Origin of the sequence: Phenylobacterium sp., assembly GCF_044372605.1 — a bacterium.
GTDB lineage: Bacteria > Pseudomonadota > Alphaproteobacteria > Caulobacterales > Caulobacteraceae > Phenylobacterium.
Genome location: NZ_JBILRO010000266.1, coordinates 1 through 4447 on the forward strand (window position 1 = coordinate 1; position 4447 = coordinate 4447).

The following is a 4447-nucleotide window of genomic DNA, read 5'->3' on the forward strand; positions in this document are numbered from 1 at the left end:
AACTGACCTGAACGCCCCTCGCCGGCCGCGAACCGGCTGGCGCCCTCGACGGCGGAGCCGGTGCGCAGGGTCTCTAGGCCGACCTTGACCTCGAACGCCTGGGCCTCATCCCAGCTCAGCGACCACGGTTCCAGCGCGGAGAGCCGGTCATTGCGCATGCACAGTTGCGGGAAGGCGCTGATCTGGCGGGCCAGTTCCAGCGCGGCGGCCAGGGCACCGCCCTCGGGTGCCAGCCGGTTGGCCAGGCCGATGTCGAGGGCCTCCTGGGCCGAAACCGCGCGCCCGGTGAGGATCAGATCCATGGCGCGGGAGGCACCGATCAGGCGCGGCAGTCGCACGGTGCCCAGGTCGATCAGGGGCACACCGAAACGGCGACAGAATACGCCGAAGGTGGCCCCCTCGGCCGCCACCCGCAGGTCGGCCCAGCAAGCCACTTCCAGTCCGCCGGCCACCGCCGGACCTTCGACGGCCGCGATCACCGGCTTGCCCAGCTTGAGCCGCGTACAGCCCATCGGCCCGAAGTCGCCGTCGGATTTTACCGGGTTGCCGGATCCGCTGCTGATCGCCTTTAGATCCGCGCCGGCGCAGAAGTAACCCCCGCGTCCTGTCAGCACCGCCACATCAAGGCTGTCATCGGCGTCAAACGCCTTGAAAGCGTCGTACAGCGCGGTCGCTGTTGCGCCATCGACCGCATTGCGGCGCTCCGGGCGCTCAATTGTTATGATCGCAATGCGCCCGTCGCGTTCCGAGCTTACAGTTGACATGGACGGGCCCTCCCAAGCGCACGCTCGCGCTTGCGACCGCACGTAAGGCAAGGGCAAATGAGCCTTCGAAGGTTCATGAAGGGGAAGAAGATGGGCAAGGCCAAGCAGCACGGGTTTTCCAAGGATCGCCTGCAGCGGATCGATCGCTTCCTGCAGGAGAAGTATGTGGCCTCAGGCCGCATGCCCTGCGCCCAGTTCGTGCTCGCCCGCGATGGAGAAGTGGTCCACCAGTCGGTACTGGGTCAGCAGGATCCTGAACGCGGCGTCAAACTGGCCGAGGACAGCGTCTATCGCCTCTATTCCATGACCAAGCCGGTGGCCTGCGTGGCGCTGCTGACGCTGGTGGAAGAGGGGCTGATCGCGCTGGATGATCCGGTGGCCAAGCACATTCCGGAGTGGGCGAACCTCGGGGTCTTCGCCGCCGGTGTCGGCCCCTGGCTGACCACGCCGACGGCCCGACCGATGCAGGTGGTCGACCTGATGCGTCACACGTCGGGCCTGACCTACGGCTTTCAGAACCGCACCAATGTCGACGCCGCCTATCGCAAGCTGAAGCTGGAGAACATGCATGGCGAACATGATCTGGAAGCGATGATCCAGATGCTGGCCAAGCTGCCGCTGGAGTTCTCGCCGGGCGAGGCCTGGAACTATTCGGTGGCGACAGATGTGGTCGGCTATCTGGTCCAGAAGGTCTCGGGCAAACCGCTGGACCAGGCGCTGCAGGAGCGCATCTTTGACCCGCTGAAGATGGTCGATACCGGGTTCCATGTTCGTGAAGACCAGCGGGCCCGTTTCGCCGCCTGCTATGAGGCCGCGCCCGGCGGCAAGATGAAGCTGCAGGACGACCCGACGAAGAGCCCTTACCTCGCGCCGCCGAAGTTGTTGTCCGGCGGCGGCGGACTGGTGGGCACAGCGGCCGACTACATGCGGTTCGCCACCATGCTGACCAATCGGGGTGAACTGGATGGCGTGCGGATCCTGGCGCCCAAGACCGTCGATCTGATGGCGTCAAACCACCTTCCCGGCGGACAGGACCTGACCGAGCTGTCGCGATCGCTGTTCTCGGAAAGCACCAATGCCGGCGTGGGCTTTGGCCTGGGTGTGGCGGTGGTGTTTGATCCGCCTCAGACGTTGATTCCCTGCAGCCAGGGCGAGTTCTACTGGGGCGGCGCGGCCTCCACCGCGTTCTGGTGCGACCCGCTGGAGCAGGTGACAGCGGTGTTCATGACCCAGCTTCTGCCTTCGTCGACCTATCCGATCCGGCGTGAACTCAGGACACTGGCCTATTCGGCGTTGATGGAGACGTATGGCTGATGGTTTCCGTCGCCTCGACGCTGGCTGGCGTCGCCATGCCGGTGTCGGCGGCGTCACCATTCGGGCGTGTTTGCAGCATCCGCGATTTCCGCCAGCCGCCCCAGCGATAGTAGGCGGCGGCCAGCACCAGGCTCATGAGACTGCCGGCCGGGAAGCTGATCCAGATGGCGTCGGCGCCCAGCATGGGCTCGAGGATGTTGGCGAGCGGGACCCGAACGCCCCAGAGCGCGATCACCATGGCGATCAGGGGCGGCCAGACGGCACCGGTTGCGCGCACGATGCCGGTGAAGATGAAGGCCATCCCAAACGGGATGAAACCCCAGAGCACAATGGAGTTTATGTGGATGGCGACCGGCAGGGACGGGCTGGAAGCCGGCAGGAATGCCTGCAGAATGAACGGGTCCAGCAGATAGATCAGGACGATCGGCACAGCCGAAAAGACCCCAGCGTAGAGGACCCCGACCCGGGCGATCTTGCCGACCCGCTCCATGTTGCCCGCGCCCACGTTCTGGGCCGCCATGGATGACACGGCAGCGCCCAGCGCCATGGCCGGCATCTGCACATAGGTCCAGACCTGCACGGCCGCGCCATATGCCGCCGCGGTGGTCACGCCATAGGAGTTCACGAAGCTCATCATGGTCACCGCCGCCAGGCTGATGACCATCATCTGGAACGCCATGGGCAGGCCCTTGAACAGGAGCCCCTTGGCGACCTCATAGTCCGGCCGGAAAGCGCGCCATTCGGCACGGCTCAGCACCAGAACACTCTTCTTGCGATAGAGCCAGGCGATCATCACGGCCAGGGTCGTGCCCTGGGCGATGAGCGTGGCGATTGCCGACCCGACGATACCCAGCCGCGGAAACGGCCCCACGCCGATCAGCAGCAGCGGATTCAAGCTCATCTCAAAGACCACGGCGATCAGCGAGAAGTAGAATGGCGTCCGCGAGTCTCCGGCGCCCCGCTGGCCCATCATCAGGAAGGTGAAGAAGTAGATGATCGGAATGGCGCCGAAGATGATGCGCAGATAGGCGGTGGCCAGCTCGCGGGCGCCCTGCGGCGTGCCCATGCCCGCCAGAATGGCCGGCGTCAGCGTAAAGCCCGCAATGCCGACGACGACGGATATCGCCAGGAAAAACAGGGTCGCCGTGCCGACCACGCGGGTGGCCAGTGCGCGATCATCGGCGCCCACTGCCTGACCGATCATGATGTTGGCGGCCATGCTCATGCCGAACATCGCGCCCATCATCAGGAAGAAGATCTGGTTCGAGTTGGAAATCGCCGTCAGAGCCGACTCGCCCAGTACGTGGCTGACCCAGATGGCGTTGGCCGACCCATTCATGGACTGCAGAATGTTCGTGCCCATGACCGGCAGGGCGAACAGGATCAGCGTCTTGCCGATGGGGCCGGTGGTGAGGTCGGGACCCCGGCGGCGGCCCATGGCGGGCGGCCCTCCCGGTTGTCGCATCCCGTCCGTTCGAGCCTCCACCGTCGTTCTCCAGGTGCGAAACACGGGCCCACCCGGCCCATGACTTGAGTTCACATACCGATTCTAGGATGCGCGCGCTGCCCCAATCGACCATCGAGGGAGTCTTGAGGGGTTTTCATTTCGCGCTATGACGACTGAATGGCGCTCAAGATCCTGCAATTCGGAACCACCGGCCAGCTGGCGACGGAGCTGCTGCGCCAGGCGCCGGCTCACGATGTGGCGATTACCGCCCTGTCCCGCGCCGATTGTGATCTGGCCGATCCGGAGGCTGCGGCCCGCAAGGTCGTCGAGATCGCCCCGGATCTGGTGGTGATCGCTGCGGCCTATACGGCTGTGGATCTGGCGGAGACCGAACAGGACCTGGCGCGCACAATCAATGCTGCGGCGCCGGGCGCCATCGCGCGCGCCTGCGGAGCCCTGGGGGCCGCGCTGGTGAACATCTCGACGGACTATGTGTTCGATGGCGCGGGCGGCGCGCCCTATGCCGAGGACGCCGCCACCCATCCGCTGAACATCTATGGATTGACCAAGCTGGAAGGCGAGCGTGCCGTGCTGGCGGCCTGCGACCGGGCGGTGAATATCCGCACATCCTGGGTCGTGTCGGCCCACGGCAAGAACTTCGTGAAGACCATGCTGAGGGTTGGCGCGGCGGGAAATCCATTGCGCGTGGTCGACGACCAGCGTGGCAGGCCCACCTCGGCGGCGGACCTTGCGGGGTTCATCCTCTCCCACGCGGAACGGCTGTCGGCGGCGAAGGCTGGCGACCCGGCATTCGGGATCCTGCACTTCGCCAACAGCGGCGAAGTGAGCTGGCGCGGCCTGGCGGTGGCGATCTTTGCGGAGGCCATGGGCGACAATGCGCCTGAGGTGGCTGCGATCACCA

Annotated in this window: 4 protein-coding genes; 2 read left to right on the forward strand and 2 right to left on the reverse strand. The window is 65.5% G+C overall.

Annotation, left to right across the window (positions count from 1 at the left end; genetic code table 11):
* Positions 1–764: crotonase/enoyl-CoA hydratase family protein (locus ACIQ42_RS16365; RefSeq protein WP_397423312.1), on the reverse strand; the 764-nt coding region annotated here is incomplete at its 3' end.
* 57 nt (positions 765–821) lie between these two features.
* On the opposite strand from ACIQ42_RS16365, the gene ACIQ42_RS16370 reads away from it, so the two are divergent.
* Positions 822–2078 (forward strand): serine hydrolase domain-containing protein, encoded by a 1257-nt coding sequence (locus ACIQ42_RS16370; protein ID WP_397423313.1) that lies wholly within the window; start codon positions 822–824, stop codon positions 2076–2078.
* On the opposite strand, the gene ACIQ42_RS16375 is transcribed toward ACIQ42_RS16370, so the two are convergent.
* A complete protein-coding gene (locus ACIQ42_RS16375; RefSeq protein WP_397423314.1) occupies positions 2035–3516 on the reverse strand; it encodes an MATE family efflux transporter in 1482 nt (493 codons plus the stop codon). The two genes, ACIQ42_RS16370 and ACIQ42_RS16375, sit on opposite strands and share 44 nt — an antisense overlap.
* Positions 3517–3702: 186 nt before the next feature.
* Here ACIQ42_RS16375 and rfbD point away from each other — a divergent pair.
* Positions 3703–4447: dTDP-4-dehydrorhamnose reductase (gene rfbD, locus ACIQ42_RS16380; protein WP_397423315.1), on the forward strand; the 745-nt coding region annotated here is incomplete at its 3' end.

Bases quoted from the DNA above. Each gene is read 5' to 3' on its own strand.
- ACIQ42_RS16370 (WP_397423313.1), top strand. From the start codon at position 822: ATGAGCCTTCGAAGGTTCATGAAGGGGAAGAAGATGGGCAAGGCCAAG.
- ACIQ42_RS16375 (WP_397423314.1), bottom strand. From the start codon at position 3,516: ATGGGCCGCCGCCGGGGTCCCGACCTCACCACCGGCCCCATCGGCAAG.